Origin of the sequence: Schaalia naturae (assembly GCF_042665795.1) — a bacterium.
Lineage (GTDB): Bacteria > Actinomycetota > Actinomycetes > Actinomycetales > Actinomycetaceae > Pauljensenia > Pauljensenia naturae.
In genome coordinates this window covers 675,984-689,341 of sequence record NZ_JBHTEF010000001.1, presented here as the reverse complement: position 1 = coordinate 689,341, position 13,358 = coordinate 675,984, and the positions used below count along the sequence as shown (strand labels likewise).

The window sequence follows — 13,358 nt, the reverse complement described above, 5'->3', positions numbered from 1 at the left end:
GGAGGGCCGGGCAGGCGGAGGGTCGGCCGATTGTCGGCCGCAACTGTCACTGTCCATGGTGAGCGACAGTGTAGTAGGTCCCCGCGGCCACAGCCCAGGGCGGGGCCGCCCCCTGCCCGCGCTTCCTCGGCCACGCGCGCCGAGCCGCGCGCCCATGGGATTCCCGCCCCTTGGCAGCGCGGGTCACAAGAGGGCGTCAAGGCCGCGGAAATTGCCGCGGGACGCCATGGGGGAAGGGACTTTCGTCATATGCTGAGTGCGTTCCGGAGGCCCAGGGCACATGCGGGAAACGCAGACGAGACGGAGTGACGACGGTGAGTGATTCGGCACTGACGGGAACAGCGGACCAGGCCAGCGCGAAGGAGCAGTGGTATATCGGGCAGCTGCTCGAGCAGTTCCGCCGGGATCCCTCCTCCGTCGACCAGTCCTGGAGGGACTACTTCACGGCCCACGGGCAGGGACCGGACGCGACGCCCGCCGGCGAGCCACCCCAGCTGCGCCACACCGCCCCTCCGGCTCCTCCGGCCGCCCCGGCGCCGCCCTCGTCCCCCGCCGTCGTCCGCGTGCCCGCCGAGGAGGGCCTGGCTGCGCAGGGCGAGGCCGCCGCGTCCGCGGCCGACCAGGAACAGGAGCAGGAGGCCTCGGCGAACACGGTGTCGGTCACCCGCTCCGACCTGCCCCCCGCCCCGCCCGCCCAGCTCAGCGAGGCGACCTCCCCCTACACGCGCCTGCGGCACGCCCGCGCCGCGGCCGCCCTGGCCACGGACGCCCCCGACGAGGACCAGGTCGACGTCCTCAAGGGCATCGCGCGCGCCACGGCGAAGAACATGGACGCCTCCCTCGCCGTCCCGACCGCCACGTCGACCCGGGAGATCCCCGCGAAGCTGCTCATCGAGAACCGCGCCCTGCTCAACGCGCACCTGGCGCGCACCAGCGGCGGCAAGGTCTCGTTCACGCATCTCATCGGCTACGCCGTGGTGGAGGCCCTGTGCGAGATGCCCGCGATGTCCGTGCGCTACGCCGCCAAGGACGGCAAGCCCGCGGTCGGGCACCTCGCCCACGTCGGGTTCGGACTGGCCATCGACGTCACCCGCAAGGACGGCACACGCAACCTCATCGTGCCCGTCGTCCACGACGCCGACACGCTGACCTTCATGCAGTTCGTGGACGCCTACGACGGCATCGTCCGCCGGGCGCGCGACGGGCGGCTCACCCCCGAGGACTACCAGGGCGCCACGGTGTCCCTGACGAACCCTGGGACCCTGGGCACCACCACCTCCGTGCCGCGCCTCATGGCCGGACAGGGCCTCATCATCGGCGTCGGCGCCACCGACTACCCGGCCGAGTACGCGGGCGTGTCCCCCAACAAGCTCGCGCTGCTGGGCATCGGCAAGACGCTGCACATGTCCTCGACCTATGACCACCGCGTCATCCAGGGCGCCGCGTCGGGCGAGTTCCTGCGCCTGATCTCCCAGAAGCTCGCCGGGGGCGACGGGTTCTACGACCGTGTCTTCGACGCCCTGAGGGTGCCGACCCCGCCCTACCGCTGGGAGGCGGACCACGAGTACAACGTCGAGCGCGAGAAGGGCAAGCCCGCGCGCATCGCGGAGCTCATCCACGCCTACCGCTCCCGGGGGCACCTGGCCGCCGACACCGACCCCCTGGCCTACAGGGTGCGGCGCCATCCCGACCTGGACCTCACGAACTACGGGCTGTCCGTGTGGGACCTCGAGCGCTCCTTCCCCACCGGGGGCCTGGGGGGCGAGGACCACATGCGGCTGCGCGACCTCCTGGCCCGCCTGCGCGACACGTACACGCGCACCGTCGGCATCGAGTACATGCACATCCAGGACCCCGTCCAGCGCACGTGGGTGCAGCAGCGCATCGAGCAGCCCTACACGGCGCCCTCGCCCGCCGAGCAGCGCCACATCCTGTCCACGCTCATCCACGCCGAGGCCTTCGAGGAGTTCCTCCAGACGAAGTACGTCGGTCAGAAGCGGTTCTCCCTGGAGGGCGGGGAGTCGCTGATCCCCCTGCTGGACGCCGTCCTGGGCGACGCCGCCCGGCTCGGGCTCCACGAGGTCGCCGTCGGCATGGCCCACCGGGGGCGGCTCAACGTGCTGGCCAACATCGCGGGGAAGTCCTACGGGCAGATCTTCTCCGAGTTCGAGGGCAATCAGGATCCGCGCACCGTGCAAGGTTCCGGCGACGTCAAGTACCACCTCGGGACCGAGGGCGTCTTCACCGCCGAGGAGGGCGTGGCGACCAAGGTGTACCTGGCGGCGAACCCCTCCCACCTCGAGGCGGGCGACGGCGTGCTCGAGGGCATCGTCCGCGCGAAGCAGGACGAACTGGGCGACCCCTCCCTGCCTGTCGTGCCGATCCTCATCCATGGGGACGCCGCGTTCATCGGCCAGGGCGTCGTCCAGGAGACGCTCAACATGAGCCAGGTGGCGGGCTTCCGCACGGGCGGCACGATTCACATCATCGTCAACAACCAGATCGGTTTCACCACGGGCCCGACCGCGGGACGCTCAACCCGCTATCCCACGGATCTCGCCAAGGGCCTGCAGGTGCCGATCCTCCACGTCAACGGGGACGACCCGGAGGCGGTCGTGCGCATGGCGCACCTGGCGCTGTCCTACCGCGAGGAGTTCCACAAGGACGTCATCATCGACATGGTGTGCTACCGCCGCCGCGGGCACAACGAGGGCGACGACCCCTCGATGACCCAGCCCGTGATGTACGGCCTCATCGAGCGGCTCCCCTCCACCCGGGCGGTCTACACGCGCAACCTGGTCGGGCGCCACCAGCTCACCGAGGAGCAGGCCGCCGCCTCCATCCAGGAGTACGAGGACGAACTGTCCAAGATCCTCGCCGAGACCCGCGAGCACGGATGGTCGCCCTCCCCCGCCGACCCCGGCACGGCCGCGGCGAACGGGCCCGACAGCTGGGAGGTCCCCGAGTCCCAGCTCCCCGGGCAGGGCATGATGATCGGCTGGGAGTCGGCGACGACGCCCGCCGCGATCGGCCGGATCGGCGACGCCTGCCGCACCTTCCCCAAGGGCTTCACCCCGCATCCGAAGATGGCCCGCCTCTCCGAGCGCCGATGGAAGATGGCCCACGGAGAGATCCCCATCGACTGGGGCTTCGGCGAGCTGCTGGCCATCGGCTCCCTGCTCATGGAGGGCACCCCGGTGCGCCTGAGCGGGCAGGACGCCCGTCGCGCCACCTTCGTCCAGCGCCACGCGGTGCTCCACGACCACAACGACGGCCGCGAGTTCACCCCTCTGCGCTTCCTCACCGCGGACCAGGCGCGTTTCGACATCTTCGACTCGCCGTTGTCGGAGTTCGCGGTCCTCGCCTTCGAGTACGGGTACTCCGTCGAGCGACCCGACGCGCTGGTCCTGTGGGAGGCTCAGTTCGGCGACTTCGCGAACGGCGCGCAGACCGTGGTCGACGAGTTCATCAGCTCGGCCGCGCAGAAGTGGGGCCAGCGCTCCTCCGTGGTCCTCCTGCTCCCCCATGGCTACGAGGGCCAGGGACCGGACCACTCCTCGGCGCGCGTCGAGCGCTACCTGCAGCTGGCGGCCGAGGACAACATGTGGATCGTCCAGCCCTCCACGCCGGCGAACCACTTCCACCTGCTGCGCACGCAGGCCTACCGCAGGCCGCGCCGGCCTCTGGTCGTGCTCACCCCCAAGCAGCTGCTACGCCTGTCCGCGGCGACCTCCCAGGTGGAGGATTTCTCCTCGGGCGCGTTCCGCCCGGTCATCGGCGAGGAGGAACCCCGCGTCCTGGGGGCCCCCGCCCAGGTCTCGCGCGTCCTGCTGTGCTCGGGTCGCCTTTACTACGACTTGGTCAAGGAGCGTGCCACGCGCCAGGCCTGGGACACGGCGGTCATCCGACTCGAGCAGCTCTATCCGCTGCCGCTCGACGAGCTGGCCGCCCAGCTCGCGCGGTTCCCGGGCGCCCGCCTCACCTGGGTGCAGGACGAGCCGCGCAACCAGGGCCCGTGGCCCTTCCTTGCGCTGAACCTGTTCCCGGAGCTCGGCGTCGGGGTCCGGGCCGTGTCGCGTCCCGCCTCCGCGACCACCGCCGCCGGCCGGGCCTCCCTGCACCGTCAGCAGCATGCCGTCCTCATGGAGGAGGCCTTCTCCCGTTAATGTGGACGAGGGCGCCCCCGACCCGCGCGCCCGCAGGCCACAAGGGAGGAACGAGATGCGCATCTGCGTCATCGGTGACGAACTGGTCGCCGGAGTCGGCGACCCCCGGGGGCTCGGATGGGTCGGACGGGTCATCGGACGCAGCAGCTTCCCCGAGCCGCCCGTCGTCTTGAGCCTGGCCATGCCCGGCGAGACCACCGGCGAGCTGTCGTCCCGTTGGGAGCGCGAGGTCGCCCCGCGCACGAGGCCGGGCGACACGCGCCTCGTCGTGGGCATCGGGGCGGCGGATGTGCCGGCCGGCCTGTCGACCCCGCGCACGCGCCTGAACCTGGCCAACATCATCGATCGCGCCGCGACCCTCAAACTCCCCTGTCTGGTGGTCGGGCCCCCGCCCCTGGCCGGAGCGGACCGGCGCGCGCTGGAGGCCGTGTCACGGGCCTGCGCGGAGGTCTGCGAACGCCGGCACGTCCCTTTCGTCGACACGCTGCGGCCCCTCGCCTCCCACGACCAGTGGGCCGAGGACATGGCCGCCTCCCCCGCCCGCACCGAGCGTGGCATCGCGCTGCCCGGGCAGGCCGGCTACGCGCTCATGGCGTGGCTGGTGCTCCATGAGGGCTGGGACGAGTGGTCCGGCGCCGAGCCCCGCGCCTGAGGCGCCTTCGGGACCCGGCGCCTCCTGGAGATACGAGGGCGCCCGGCGGAGCATCCGCCGGGCGCCCATCCGTCCACGGAACGTCAGGCGTTGGGGCGCTTGCCGTGATTCGCTCCGTGCTTGCGACGGTCACGACGCTTGCGACCCTTCTTCGACATGGTGGCCTCCTTCGGTGAACGACTACTCAACCCGCCCAGTCTCGCACACCCGGGCCCGCGTCACGACCACCGTCGCCGCGGCAGCGACGCATTTCACGCGGCTCGGGCGGCGCCCCCCGTCATCGGGAGGAGGACATCCGGATCGTCCGGGACACGATGCGCACCCTCAGGTCGCGCGGCGCGGGTTCCCCGCTGCAGCAGCGCCGCAGGAGGTCGCGGACGCGACGCTCCTCGCCCAGGGCCGCCTGGCAGGTCGGGCACGTCGCCGCGTGGGCCTCGAGGAACTCCAGGACGCGAGGGTCCATCAGCGGGTCGGCGTCGGCCGCGCCGGCTGTCATCCCCCACTCCGCGTCGATGATCTCGCACAGGTGTGCGCGCAGCTGCGCGCACACCGACCCCTCTTCGTCCGGTGCGCTCACTTCCCGCCTCCGATTCCCACCGAGGCCGCATAGTCCGCGAGCTTGTCGCGCAGCTGCCGGCGTCCCCGGTGCAGCCGGCTCATCACCGTTCCGATGGGGATGTCCAGGATCTGGGCGATCTCCTTGTAGCTGAAGCCCTCGACATCGGCCAGGTAGACGGCCATCCGGTACTCCTCTGACAGCGAGGCCAGCGCGTCGCGCACCTGGGCGGAGGGGATGAGGTCCAACGCCTCGGTCTCCGCCGAGCGCAGGCCCCTCTCGTCGTGGGACGCGGCGTCCGCCAGCTGCCAGTCCTCCACGGTGTCGGTGCTCGACCGTCTCGGGGAGCGGCGTGCCTTGCGGTACAACGTGATGTAGGTGTTCGTGAGGATCCGGTACAGCCACGCCTTGATGTTCGTGCCCGGACGGTACTGGTCGAACTTCGCGTAGGCCTTCGTGAAGGTCTCCTGGACCAGGTCCTCCGCGTCCGCCCTGTTGCGCGTCATGCCCAGCGCCGCGCCGTAGAGCTGGTCGAGCAGGGGCAGCGCCTCCGCCTCGAAGCGGGCGTCGCGCTCGGCGCGCGTCTCCGCGGCCGGCCCGGCCGCATCCGTCCCGGGGGCGACCGCCGGCGGGGGAACCTGGTCTGGAGTGTCCATCGCCCTCCAGGCTATCGCCACCAGGCAGACGATGCCGCCGGCCAGCGCCGTCGCCGGGCCCCGCGCCCGCGCGCCAAGCACCCGCCCCGCCCTGCTGTCTCCGCTGTCTCCACGGCACTCCACGACGTCCCCAACGCGCCCGGAACCCGAAATGTTCCCGCGCCCCGTCGAACGCTGGCCGTCGGGCGCCAGACGTCGGACAATGGGGGCATGAACCTCATCCGGCTGATGGCCCGTCCCCTTCTGGCAGCTCCGTTCATCGCCGACGGCTGGTCGGCGGTGCGCGATCCGGATCCCCACGTCAAGCGCCTCGAGTGCGTGCGCCCGATCGTCAGGAAGGTCGGCGTGGACCTCTCCGACGAACAGCTGCGCCTGGCGACGCGCGCCATGGGCGCGGCGACGATCGGCGCGGGCGCCGCCCTGTCCCTGGGGATCGGCCAGCGCGGCGCGGCGACGGTCCTGGCCGCCACCGCCCTGCCCCTCGCCGTGGTCAACCACCCGGTCTGGACGGCGTCCTCGCGCGAGGAGCGCTCCGCCGGGCGCGACGGCCTCATGCGGTCGCTGGCCCTGTTCGGCGGCCTTGTCTTCGCGTCCATGGACCGGCGCGGCAAGCCCTCGGTCGGGTGGAGGCGACGCAACCGGCGTGAGCAGCGCGCCGCCCTGCGGGAGGCGAAGGCGCGCGCCCGCCAGGCCGTCGACGCATGACGGAGGCGCCGCCCTCGTCCCCCGACGACGCCTCCGGGACGTGGTGGCCGGCCCCCGTGTCCCCGGGCCCCGTCGACGCCTGCGTGCCGGTGCCCGGATCGAAGTCGCAGACGAACCGCGCCCTGATCCTCGCCGCCCTCGCGGACGGCCCCGTGACGTTGCGTGGCGCCCTCGACGCGCGCGACACGCGGCTGATGGCCGACGGGCTGCACACGCTGGGCGCCTGCGTGGAGCGCTCGGACGGCGCGCTGCGCGTCACCCCCCTGGACCGCGTGAGGCCGGGGGGCCTCATCGACTGCGGGCTCGCGGGCACCGTCCTGCGCTTCCTGCCGCCGCTGGCCGCCCTGGCCCGCGGGGAGACGACCTTCACCGGTGATGAGGCCGCCCGCGCACGGCCCGTCCGCCCCGTCCTGGACGCCCTCGAGCAGGCCGGCGCCTCCGTCTCCTACCTGGGCGAGCCCGGTTTCCTCCCCTTCCGCGTGGGGGGCTCCGGCGTGCTGCCCGTCCCCGGTGCCCCGCATGACCTCGCCGTCGACGCGCAGGCGTCCTCCCAGTTCCTCTCCGCTCTGCTGCTCGCCGCTCCGCTGATGTCGGGGCCCGTCACCGTTCGGTCCGCCGGCCGCATCGTCTCCGCACCTCACATCGCGATGACGGTCGCCGCTCTGCGCGATCGGGGCGTCCCCGTCTCCGAGCTGCCCGGTGACACGGGGACGCGGGCCTGGCGAATCCGCCCCGGCAGACCCCGCGGCGGAGAGATCGCCATCGAGCCCGACTTGTCCAACGCGGGCCCCTTCCTCGCGGCGGCGGCGCTCACCGGGGGACGCGTGCGCGTGCCGGACTGGCCGCGCCGCACCACCCAGGCGGGCGACGCCTGGCGCGGGCTGCTCGCCCGCATGGGCGCCCGCGTCGCCCTGGACGGCACCGGGCTCACGGTGGAGGGGCCCGGGGCGTCCGGGCTGCGCGGAGTGGACGTCGACCTCTCCGACGTCGGGGAGCTCACCCCGACCCTCGCAGCGCTCGCCGTGTGCGCCGCCACGCCGTCGCGGATCTCGGGCGTCGCCCACCTGCGCGGCCATGAGACCGATCGCCTGGCGGCCCTGGCCCGCGAGATCACGCGCCTGGGAGGCGATGCCACGGAGCTGGAGGACGGGCTGGCCATCCGGCCCCGCCCCCTGCACGGCGCCCGGGTGCGCACGTACGCGGACCACCGCATGGCGACCTTCGCGGCCGTCGTCGGCCTGCGCGTGCCCGGCGTCGAGGTCGAGGACGTGGCGACCACCGGCAAGACGCTGCCCGGCTTCACCCGTCTGTGGGCCCGCATGCTGGGAGGCGGCGCGGGGTGAGGCGAGACACCGGCACCGACGACCCCCGCGTGCGCGTGCGCCCCGGGAAGGGCTCGCGACCGCGTTCGAAGATCCGACCCGACTGGTCGGCGAGGCCTCTGGGGCGCGTCGTCGCGATCGACCGGGGGCGGTACGGCGTGGTGCTCGGGGACGGCACGCGCGTGGTCGGGGTGCGTGCGAGAGAGCTGGGACGCCGCTCGGTGCTGCTGGGCGACCGGGTGCGAATGACGGGGGACCTGTCGGGGCGGGCGGACACGCTGGCCCGGTTGGTGGCCGTCGAGCCGCGGGATTCCGTGCTGCGCCGCTCTCGCGACGACGCCCCGGACGACCGCGCGGAGAAGGCGATCGTCGCCAACGCCCAGGTCATGGTCATCGTCGTCGCGGCCGCCGACCCGGCTCCGCGCACCGGGATGGTCGACCGCTGCCTGGTGGCCGCCTATGAGGCGGGCCTGGAGCCCGTCCTGTGCGTGACAAAGGCGGATCTGGCGGATCCCGCGGGGTTCCTGGCCCGTTTCGGCTCCTTCGGACTGGCCTCGGTCGTGACCTCCGTCGGGGCGGGCGGCGCGGACGGCGTCGAGGAGCTCGCGCGGCTGCTGGCCGGTCGGTTCTCCGTGCTGGTCGGGCACTCGGGCGTCGGCAAGTCCACGTTGATCAACGCTCTGGTTCCCGGCGCCGGGCGGGCGACCGGCCGTGTCAACGCGGTCACCGGCCGCGGGCGGCACACCTCGACGTCGGCGGTGGCGCTCGAGCTGCCCGGCGGGGGGTGGGTGGCGGACACACCGGGGGTGCGCTCCTTCGGATTGGGCCATGTCGCGGCCGAGGACGTCCTGGCGGTGTTCCCCGATGTGGCGGAGGCCGCGACCTGGTGCCTGCCGATGTGCACGCATCTGGCCGACGAGCCCTCCTGCGCCCTGGACGCCTGGGCGGGCGGCGCCTCGCCCTTCGACCCGGTCGCGCCCGCGGCCTCCCGGGCCCGGGCCGAACGCGTGCGCGTCGTGCGCCGCCTCCTGGAGAGTCTGCGGGCAGCCAGTCCCGTCCCATGAGCCACCGGCTCCGCGGGCGGGAGGCTACCGCTGCTGATCGAACCAGGCCGTCTCGTCGGTGGGCGCGTCCCGCGGCCAGTCCAGCGCCGCGAGGACCTCGTCGTGGATGAGGCCGTTGGTGGCCAGAGCGTTCCCGCCCCATGGGCCTTCCCGGCCGGTCAGCGACGTGAAGCGTCCCCCGGCCTCGTGGACGATCGGGACCAGCGCCGCCATGTCGTGCACCTCGAGTTCGGGCTCGCAGGCCGCGTCGACCGCGCCCTCGGCCACAAGCATGTAGCTCCAGAAGTCCCCGAAGGCGCGCGAACGCCAGAAGGAGGACTGCAGCTCGAGGAACTGCCCGCCCCGATCGTGGTGCAGCCAGCCGTCCAGGGAGGAGTACGACAGTGAGGCCTCCGCGACGGCGGGCACCGAGGACACCCGGATCTGCCGGGCGCGCATCAGCGAGGTGCCGGCCCACGCTCCCTGGCCTTTCGCCGCCCACCACCGGCGTTTGAGGGCCGGCGCCGAGACGACGCCCATGACGGGTTCCCCGTCCTCGACCAGTCCGATCAGCGTGGCCCACACGGGCACGCCGCGCACGAAGTTCTTCGTCCCGTCGATGGGATCGAGGACCCACTGGCGGGTGGAGTGCCCGGCGGCACCGCGTTCCTCCCCCAGCACGGCGTCCCGGGAACGGATGTGGGACAGCTGGGAGCGCAGCAGGTCCTCCGCCGAGCGGTCGGCGTCGGTGACGGGGGTGAGGTCGGGTTTGGACTCCACGACCAGGTCCTGCGCGCCGAAACGCGCCATCGTCAGAGCATCGACCTGATCGGCCAGCACGTGGGCCAGGCGGAGGTCGTCGTTGTACCGGCGTGACTGGGGCATGGCACCACCGTAGTCGTGGGGCCGCTTTCCCCGCGTCAGCGGCGTCCGGATGTCGTAGTGTGGTGCGCATGTCCAGGCCGTTCCTCATGCTCGCCTCGCGCACGGAGGAGGTCGTCGCAGACGACGAGTTCCGCAATCTCCCCCGCCTGGCCGGCATGGCGCCCGGCGAGGCCGTGCGCGTGCGCCTGGACCGCGAGCCCTTCCCGGAGATCGACCTGGACGACTGGTCGGGCATCATCCTGTGCGGCTCCCCGTTCGACGTCTCGGCGCCCGAAGGGCTCAAGACCGCGGTCCAGCGCGACGTCGAGGCGCACCTCGGCGACCTCTACGACCGGATGCTCCAGGCGGATGCCGCTTTCCTGGGCATCTGCTACGGCATGGGCACCCTGACCCTCCATCTGGGCGGGGCGGTCGACGGCTCGCACGCCGAAGAGATCTCCGCGCCCCGACTCACGCTCACGCCCGAGGGGCGCGACGACCCACTCCTGGAGGGGATGCCCGAGCGCTTCCGCGCCTATGTGGGCCATCATGAGGCCGCCTCCGGCCTCGCGCCCGGCGCCACCCTGCTGGTCGGGGGGACGGTCGCCCCCGTCCAGATGATCCGAGCCGGGGAGAGCGTCTACGCCACGCAGTTCCACCCGGAGCTGGACCTCGCCGGCATCGGCGTGCGCATCGAGGAGTACGCGGGCCGCGGGTACTACCCGCCCGAGGAGCGCTCGCGCGTCGAGGCCGAGGTCGCGGCCGCCGACGTGCGCCCCGTCCATCTCATCCTGCGCAACTTCGTGCGGCGGTTCCGCCGCTGATCCGCGTTCAGCCCCGATCCCGGCGGCCCGGGAACCAGGCGGCGGCCAGCGCGTCGCGCTCCGAGATGTCGAACCATTCCAGCGGATGCTCCCACAGGTCGGCGACCGCGCGGTCCGCCGCCCCCTGATCCCCGGCCCGCAGGACCGCCCGGACCGCCTCGGCGGCCCCGTCCTCGTCGATGAGGAAGGCGGCGACGTCTCCCCAGCCCAGTGTCCCCGGCTCCACCCGGACGACACGGGAGGCCCCCTTCTCCCCCGCCGTCGTCACCGGGGCGTCGGCCGCCAGGACCACCCGGGAGGACCGCTCGCCCGGCGGGGCCTCGCGCAGCAGCTCCAGAGAGGCCAGCGCGGCCTCCGTCTGCGCGTCGTCCTCGAGGACCTCGATGTCGTCCGGGGCCGCCCCCCGTTCAGGAGCCGCCGCGAAGCCGGAGCGGACCGGGGGGCGGCCGGCCGACAGGTCGGAGCCGAGGGCGGGGAGGTAGACGCGCATGGGGTCAGTCTCCCACATGCCCGCGCCGGCGCCGCCGGCGCCGCCGGCGCGGGGCCGCCTCCGTGCGCCCGTGGCGGCCGTGGGGCTCCGGCGCCTCCCCCATCAGGAGGCCGGCCAGCTCCGCCAGGGCGGCGCCCGCCGGGGAGCCGGGCGCCCACGCCACGACGGGTCGGGCCCCGAGCAGGGCGGAGGCGACGTGCTCGTCCTCGGGCACGAGGCTCGCCGACCCGCCGGGCACCAGGTCGGAGAGGGCGGCCGCGATGGCGTTGACCGGCCGCAGACCCGCCGAGGCCCGCGAGACGCGGTTGACGACGATGCGCAGGTCGGCGGCGGCGCGCAGGTCCCTCCACCATTCGAGCGACTGCGCGAGACGGCTGAGCCCCACGGCGTCCCCGCGCGCGACGGCGAGCACCGTGTCGGCCTCTCTCAAGACGGCCGCGACCACCTCGTCGCGGCTGCCCTGGTGGCGCAGCGTCGCCTCGACGGGATCCAGGCCGGAAGCCGCCACGTCGACGACCACCGCGTCGGCCGATCGGCGCGCGGAGCGGAGGACCTCGGTGGCGGACACGGGCCCGAGCTCGCGCCAGCGCTGGGGCGCCGACAGGCCGGTGACCACTGAGAGGCCGGGCGCGACGCCGACGCCGATGCGGCCGATGTCGCGCGGGTCCAGGCGTCCTCGCGACGTCTGCCGGGCGAGGACCCCGATGCCCGGGGCGTCGACGGGCAGGCCCAGCAGGTGGGCGAGCGAGGGCGCGGCCGTGTCGGCGTCGATGAGCAGCGTGTCCGTCCGGCGGCATGCCAGCGCGGCCGCGACGTTGACGGCGACGGTCGTCCGCCCGGGCGACCCCGACGTGCCCCACACCGCGATGACGCGTCCCCGGGAGGGAGCCGGGGGCGGGACCTCCGCGCCCGGCTCCGGTGGGAGACGCTCCAGCGGGGACGAGGCCGGCGCCGGCGCGGGGGGACCAGCCTCCCCGCGGTCCCGGACCAGGGCGATCAGGGATTCGACGACCCCGTCGGGGGACGCGGCCTGGGCGACGGCGTCGGCGCCCAGGGAGAGCAGCCGCCGGGACTCCTCCGGAGGGGCCAGCAGGACCACGGACATCCCCGAGAGGTGGAGGTCGCCGATCGCGGCGGCGTCCAGGTCCGGGTCGGAGGCGTCGACGACGGCGAGATCGGCGACGCCGGCGCGGCCGGCGGCCCGGACCTCCGCCAGGTCCGCGCAGCGTCGGACGACGATCATCTGCCGGTCGCGCGCGTCGATGGCCTGGACCAGCGCGCCCTCGGCGTCCGGGCCGGCCAGGAGGACGACGCCGTGCCGGTCGGCGCTCATCGGCTGAGCGGGACGGCGGCGAGCGTCCCGTCCCCGCCCGTCGCCTGGAGGACGGCCGCCAGGTCGTCCACGGGGACGCGGACCTCCAACCGCGTGCCCGCGGTGGCGCCGAGTCCCGCCGAGGGGGCGTCCGCGCGCACCAGGGTCACGGCGTCGGAGACGAGCCGCGGCGCCGGATCCGCCTCCCGGGCGGGCGCTGCGCCGGGAGCGCCGGGGACGAACCATAGCTCGAGGGCGGCCCCGGGACCCGCCGAGTCCGGCAGCCCGCCCGAGACGGTGACGACCAGCCGGCGATGGTCCACGTCATCGCCGGCCGCCACGGCGACGGCCGGGACCAGCTCCCCCGCGCCGAGGGACCGGGCAGCGACGTCGCCCGCGCCCAGCGACCCCTCGACGAGGTAGGCGTCGGACTCCGCACGCGCGCGCACGATCCGGGTGTTCGTCGCGTCCAGGGGCTCGCCGGCCGGGACCGCCCGGGTCGTCTGGTACAGGGGCGTGCCGCCCCGGGCCTGGGAGACCAGCGTCACGCATCCGAGCACGGACACGGCGATGAGCACGATCCCGACGACGAACCGCGGGTCCCTCCACGCTCCCCGCCTCCCCGGGACTCGCACCGCCCGCTTCATTGAGGTCATTGCCACATCATGCCGGATGTTCGGATGTCTGTGAACCCTGTCCACAGGCGTCCGTCACGGGAGGGCACTGACCGGACTTCTCCACATCGGACTCGTCCTCGATGACGCAACC

The 13,358-nt window shown here is 73.8% G+C and carries 13 protein-coding genes; 6 read left to right on the top strand and 7 right to left on the bottom strand.

Annotated elements, in window-relative coordinates; translation table 11 throughout:
* Positions 1 to 314: 314 nt before the first annotated feature.
* Both ACFQWG_RS03025 and ACFQWG_RS03020 read left to right on the top strand, forming a co-directional pair.
* On the top strand, positions 315 to 4,166 hold the full coding sequence (locus ACFQWG_RS03025) for a multifunctional oxoglutarate decarboxylase/oxoglutarate dehydrogenase thiamine pyrophosphate-binding subunit/dihydrolipoyllysine-residue succinyltransferase subunit (RefSeq protein ID WP_380971975.1): 3,852 nt from the start codon (positions 315 to 317) through the stop codon (positions 4,164 to 4,166).
* A 55-nt stretch (positions 4,167 to 4,221) separates the two neighbouring features.
* Complete coding sequence (locus tag ACFQWG_RS03020) at positions 4,222 to 4,818, top strand: GDSL-type esterase/lipase family protein (protein WP_380971973.1); 597 nt, start codon at positions 4,222 to 4,224, stop codon at positions 4,816 to 4,818.
* A gap of 83 nt (positions 4,819 to 4,901) precedes the next feature.
* On the opposite strand, the gene ACFQWG_RS03015 is transcribed toward ACFQWG_RS03020, so the two are convergent.
* The 3 genes from ACFQWG_RS03015 to ACFQWG_RS03005 form a co-directional block, all read right to left on the bottom strand.
* Positions 4,902 to 4,976, bottom strand: coding sequence for a 50S ribosomal protein bL37 (locus tag ACFQWG_RS03015; protein WP_380976188.1), 75 nt, complete (start codon positions 4,974 to 4,976; stop codon positions 4,902 to 4,904).
* Between the two features lie 119 nt (positions 4,977 to 5,095).
* Positions 5,096 to 5,395, bottom strand: coding sequence for a hypothetical protein (locus ACFQWG_RS03010; RefSeq protein ID WP_380971971.1), 300 nt, complete (start codon positions 5,393 to 5,395; stop codon positions 5,096 to 5,098).
* Entirely contained in the window at positions 5,392 to 6,030 is a 639-nt protein-coding gene (locus ACFQWG_RS03005) for a sigma-70 family RNA polymerase sigma factor (RefSeq protein WP_380971969.1), read from the bottom strand. The genes ACFQWG_RS03010 and ACFQWG_RS03005 overlap by 4 nt, the downstream gene beginning before the upstream one ends.
* A 210-nt stretch (positions 6,031 to 6,240) precedes the next feature.
* On the opposite strand from ACFQWG_RS03005, the gene ACFQWG_RS03000 reads away from it, so the two are divergent.
* From ACFQWG_RS03000 to rsgA, 3 genes are read left to right on the top strand one after another with little or no spacing between them, the layout of a single operon-like run.
* Positions 6,241 to 6,735 carry a DoxX family membrane protein gene (locus ACFQWG_RS03000; RefSeq protein WP_380971967.1) on the top strand — a complete coding sequence of 165 codons (495 nt, stop codon included), beginning with the start codon at positions 6,241 to 6,243 and terminating at the stop codon, positions 6,733 to 6,735.
* Positions 6,732 to 8,078, top strand: coding sequence for a 3-phosphoshikimate 1-carboxyvinyltransferase (aroA, locus tag ACFQWG_RS02995; RefSeq protein WP_380971965.1), 1,347 nt, complete (start codon positions 6,732 to 6,734; stop codon positions 8,076 to 8,078). The genes ACFQWG_RS03000 and aroA overlap by 4 nt, the downstream gene beginning before the upstream one ends.
* Positions 8,075 to 9,121, top strand: coding sequence for a ribosome small subunit-dependent GTPase A (gene rsgA, locus ACFQWG_RS02990; protein ID WP_380971963.1), 1,047 nt, complete (start codon positions 8,075 to 8,077; stop codon positions 9,119 to 9,121). The genes aroA and rsgA overlap by 4 nt, the downstream gene beginning before the upstream one ends.
* Positions 9,122 to 9,145: 24 nt before the next feature.
* On the opposite strand, the gene hisN is transcribed toward rsgA, so the two are convergent.
* Entirely contained in the window at positions 9,146 to 9,985 is an 840-nt protein-coding gene (gene hisN / locus ACFQWG_RS02985) for a histidinol-phosphatase (RefSeq protein ID WP_380971961.1), read from the bottom strand.
* 68 nt (positions 9,986 to 10,053) lie between these two features.
* Between hisN and ACFQWG_RS02980 the strand changes: the two genes are divergently transcribed.
* Entirely contained in the window at positions 10,054 to 10,788 is a 735-nt protein-coding gene (locus ACFQWG_RS02980) for a glutamine amidotransferase (RefSeq protein ID WP_380971959.1), read from the top strand.
* Between the two features lie 7 nt (positions 10,789 to 10,795).
* Here ACFQWG_RS02980 and ACFQWG_RS02975 read toward each other — a convergent pair whose 3' ends face one another.
* The 3 genes from ACFQWG_RS02975 to ACFQWG_RS02965 are packed head-to-tail and all read right to left on the bottom strand — an operon-like array spanning position 10,796 to position 13,246.
* Positions 10,796 to 11,278 carry a DUF6912 family protein gene (locus ACFQWG_RS02975; protein ID WP_380971957.1) on the bottom strand — a complete coding sequence of 161 codons (483 nt, stop codon included), beginning with the start codon at positions 11,276 to 11,278 and terminating at the stop codon, positions 10,796 to 10,798.
* Positions 11,279 to 11,282: 4 nt separating this feature from the next.
* On the bottom strand, positions 11,283 to 12,611 hold the full coding sequence (locus tag ACFQWG_RS02970; RefSeq protein WP_380971955.1) for a nucleotide-binding protein: 1,329 nt from the start codon (positions 12,609 to 12,611) through the stop codon (positions 11,283 to 11,285).
* Positions 12,608 to 13,246: a hypothetical protein gene (locus ACFQWG_RS02965; protein WP_380971953.1), complete on the bottom strand. Its 639-nt coding sequence runs from the start codon at positions 13,244 to 13,246 to the stop codon at positions 12,608 to 12,610. The genes ACFQWG_RS02970 and ACFQWG_RS02965 overlap by 4 nt, the downstream gene beginning before the upstream one ends.
* Between the last annotated feature and the right edge of the window lie 112 nt (positions 13,247 to 13,358).